The sequence below is a fragment of the Limnofasciculus baicalensis BBK-W-15 genome (assembly GCF_024178385.1).
GTDB lineage: Bacteria > Cyanobacteriota > Cyanobacteriia > Cyanobacteriales > Coleofasciculaceae > Limnofasciculus > Limnofasciculus baicalensis.
Map to the genome: position 1 here is coordinate 1 of NZ_JAMZMM010000475.1, position 3,934 is coordinate 3,934.

The window sequence follows — 3,934 nt, forward strand, 5'->3', positions numbered from 1 at the left end:
GAGTGGGGAGTAGGGGAGAAAACTTAAAACTCAAAACTCTCTCACCCACTCCCCATTCTCAAAGCTAGACAAATTAGCCAATATAGTTTTGAATTTAAAAACAGATATCCAGTAGAAAAAATGACCGTCTCAACCAAGAGTCGATCGCATAAACCTAAATAGAGTAAATTTTCTTCTCATGAGAGTTAGCAGTCAAGAAGTTCAGATCCAATTAGAGTTAAGAGGTAAAAGCGATGAGTGATGGGATGGCATTCCTGACGGGTGCTGCTGTTGCAGGGGTGGCGGTTCTCTTTATGATGAGAGGAGGAAGTGGTCTTGGTATTGTGGGTTTGCCTGCCAATCAACCCCCGCAAATTTCACCTACAAATCCTTATGCACAATATCCATACAGCAATGGCTTGCCCTCCCCAACACCGACTTCACCGGGTTTACCTGGCAATGAATCGGGGCAGGTGACGATGGATAGTCTGAGAGTCATGCTGGATAAGCAACGTGTTGAAACGGAACAGCTAAAAGTTCAAGTTCAAAAACAGCAGACGATTATCGAGAATCTGACAGGGCAAACTGATGGTAGCCTCCCTGCTCAAATAGCAGCAGCACCACCACCAAATGCCAATCAGCAGCAAAACTCAATCATTTCTGGTTTAGTCTGGGGATTGGGAGGTATGGCGGTGACTATTAGTGGTGGGGTTGTAGTGGTTGGTTTATTAGCTGTCCTTTCTAAACAACAGCGTCCAGCCAGAACCACAGTCGTGATGCCGCACCCTTATAATAATATGACTCATTCCCTGCCACCTAGACGCAGAACTGAGGTGATGCCTCCTGATATGGAAGATAGGCAGATTGACTATGTGGAGTACGAAAGATAGAAGACTAGGGAGTGGGGAGTGGGGAGGCGCGGCGTATTTGGACTATTTTTACCCTACCCCCCACTCCCCACTCAGGGCGAAGCATTTTGTGACTAACTTATTGGTTAAACCGATATCATATCGCCAAAATGCTACTCTTCGAGAACGCTACTCTTCGAGAAGGCTTCGCCAACGCGAACGCCCCTACTTATTATTAACACCCCACTCCCCGCAATAGTTCTCAGTGTTGACTTCTCAGTTTTCAATTAAAACTCAAAACTCAAAACTCAAAACTCTCTCACCCACTCCCTACTCCCTTAACTACTTATAAACTCGAACATGGCGGGATGGATTTTGTTTCCTCACCCAGGAGAGAAATTTTTCCATTTGTGGTTCATTTTTCAGTTTTTCCAGTGAATTTAATTCCTGGGATAACTGAGTATTGGTAAATAGGGAATGAATCTGTCGGTGACAGCCTGAACAGATATTTGCCGTGGGAATGGTATCGGCTTTTTTATTTTTCGCCTTTTGTTTGGGAATGAGGTGATGGACGGTTAAACGCTGTACATCTCTTTCACATAATTCGCAAATCATTTTCTTATTTTCTCTTTCTTGGTGTCCTTCGTGTCTTTGTGGTTAAACAATTCGGTAAGATCTCGCTGGGAAAGTAACAAATGAATTAACTTGAAAGCTTCACAAACGCATCTTTGATGGTTGGGGGAAGTTGTCGCATAATCTTGCCTTTTTCGCGGTCAACTGCTACTAATGTAACGCAACCTGTCAGGTAGAGTTCCTCTCCATCCGGAGATTGAATTTGATAATCCCAGTTGATGCGAACCCCTTCCATCTGAGTCATGCGAGTTTTGACAATGGCAGTCATACCCATGGAAATGGGGCGATGATAGCGTAAAGAAAGCTCGACTACGGGTAACTCGCATCCCAAGGCGACTAAATCGACATAATTAATCCCAATTGAGCGCAAGCACTCAACCCGTGCTTCTTCCATCCAGGTAAGGTAAGTGCCATGCCAGACGACACCACCGTAATCGGTATGATGGGGATGCGCTTTTATGGGATATTCAAACCAGTGTTCCGTAGTTGCGGTTAGATAATGGGTTTGGATTTTATTATTTGGTGGCAGTTGGGCTGATGTCTGTGGTGTTTCTGGCATTTTGATGTTTAGCAGGCTAGAAATCCTGTCAAACGGGATTTTAATTAAAATTATAACCATAAAAAAAACCGCGATCTGCTTGCAGCAGCCGCAGGCATCGCTTCTAGCTCCAGCCTTTGTGCGATGCCTGCGACTGCCGTTGCGATCGCAATCTGCCCACTTCACCCTAAAGAGCGATACTCCTCAATTTAAAATCCCCGACTTCTTCAACAAGTCGGGGAGCTAATCCTGAGATCTTGCAACTGATCCTGGCGATTAGAAATCGCGGCTAGAGAAACCAAGTCTGCCTGCGCAGACTAACAGAAAATCAAGGCTTTTAAACCCACGTAGGTGGGTTTTGTCTGTGTAGCCGCGACTTCTAGTCGCAGGCGTGCAAGATCTAACTAATCCATTGGGTTTAGGTTTACTATTCCCGATTCCGGAAACTATTTCCCTTGCAGTTTCCGCTTCAGGCTGGAAGCAGCACCCAAGCCACCTAATCCTAACAAACCTAACACAGAAGCAGGTTCAGGAACTGATTGAGACTCGCCCGTAGTGACATCAAGGGAAACCTTATCCAAGCCGAATCCCCCTGGACCAGAGAATTGTTCGGGGATAATGTTGGTGAAGGCAAGAGTAACAGATTGTCCTTGGTTTGCTTGGAGGATAGATGTGACATCTGCTAGCCTTGCTGTCCAAGCGTATTGACGAGGACCACGCTGGAAGATTTGGCTGAAGATATTAACTGAACCACTAGAGGTAACGAGATCCACTTGGAATTCCCGATTCAAAACACTAAAAATGAACATATTAGCTTCGTCAGCCCAGCTAAGTACCGCAGAGGTAATATTATTCGGGACAAAGAACGTTTGTTCAAGCCGAAACTGTTGCGGTCCATCACCCTCGAAACTATTATAAGCCGCAAAGGTTCCCTCAGTAGCAGGTGATAGAAGATTGCAGCCTGTGTATCCTGTAGCATTGACATGCCAGTCAGTATCACAACCACCACTTCCGTTATTAGTAACTGACCAGTTGGTGAAATCGCCAGTTTCAAAGCCACCGTTGTTAATTAGTTCTGCTGCCTGTGCTGTACTCCCTACTCCGAGGGCAACAAAAGCGGCTCCAGCAGCAGCCATGGATAATTTTTTCAGGAGGGTTGAAGTAGACATTGGTTTGATTCCTTTTAGTGAATTACGTGGATGGTTTGTTCAATTTATGAGAAAAATAATTTGCTTGTTATCAGTTTAATTCTCGATTATTTATAGAGAGAAAACTGAATATTTAATTTTGGAATTAACCCTGTCTTTTTTCTCACAATTACATCCTATTTTTTTTTGATTACTGTTAAGTAGTTTTGAAAATCTTTACCGGATCTTTATATTAAGGAAGCAAGGTTATTGGAGTTAAAAGTATCTATATTCCTTGCTGGTTCAAGCTTTGAGGGATTTTTGGTACTATTTTTTATGTAAAGTACTGATAAAGCTAATATGAAGCTAATGTGAATTTAGCTCCGTGATTTCACGACTTGGAGATGGGGATATCAGGAGGGGGAGATGAAAACCCGTGACAAAACCAAAAACCTGCCAGTGGCTGATGCCAGTGCCGGACTATTATCAATATATGTGGCGTGGCTCCGTATCCTGATTAAAAAACCGCGATGCCTGCGACTGCCGTTGCGATCGCAATCTGCCCACTTCACCCTAAACTGAGATCTTGCACCATTCTCAACAACCTCCGGGTGGGCACTCCCCACTAACGTAATCATCGCTTCTTCTTGTTATAAGGGGGAGTGCCCACCCTACAGGAAACGCTGATTACATCGAATTCACATGGTGCGTTACCATACCGTAGCGCACCCTACTGCTAGAGATTTATCCCCCATCATCGTTATCTATACCTACGGAACTTTGCTCGCTCAGATCTTGCAATCCTCCCT

General features: G+C 44.5%; 5 protein-coding genes. 2 read left to right on the forward strand and 3 right to left on the reverse strand.

From position 1 onward, the window contains the following. Nucleotides 1-233: 233 nt before the first annotated feature. Nucleotides 234-869, forward strand: a complete 636-nt coding sequence (locus NJ959_RS26815; protein ID WP_254014816.1) for a hypothetical protein — start codon at nt 234-236, stop codon at nt 867-869. A 300-nt stretch (nt 870-1,169) separates the two neighbouring features. On the opposite strand, the gene NJ959_RS26820 is transcribed toward NJ959_RS26815, so the two are convergent. From NJ959_RS26820 to NJ959_RS26830, 3 genes are all read right to left on the reverse strand, one after another. Continuing rightward, nucleotides 1,170-1,442: an HNH endonuclease gene (locus NJ959_RS26820; RefSeq protein WP_254014817.1), complete on the reverse strand. Its 273-nt coding sequence runs from the start codon at nt 1,440-1,442 to the stop codon at nt 1,170-1,172. Between the two features lie 85 nt (nt 1,443-1,527). After that, nucleotides 1,528-2,019, reverse strand: a complete 492-nt coding sequence (locus NJ959_RS26825; protein WP_254014820.1) for an acyl-CoA thioesterase — start codon at nt 2,017-2,019, stop codon at nt 1,528-1,530. Between the two features lie 425 nt (nt 2,020-2,444). Continuing rightward, entirely contained in the window at nt 2,445-3,167 is a 723-nt protein-coding gene (locus tag NJ959_RS26830; protein ID WP_254014818.1) for a PEP-CTERM sorting domain-containing protein, read from the reverse strand. A gap of 384 nt (nt 3,168-3,551) precedes the next feature. Here NJ959_RS26830 and NJ959_RS26835 point away from each other — a divergent pair, with 384 nt between their 5' ends. Further along, nucleotides 3,552-3,707: a hypothetical protein gene (locus NJ959_RS26835; RefSeq protein WP_254014819.1), complete on the forward strand. Its 156-nt coding sequence runs from the start codon at nt 3,552-3,554 to the stop codon at nt 3,705-3,707. Nucleotides 3,708-3,934 lie beyond the last annotated feature (227 nt).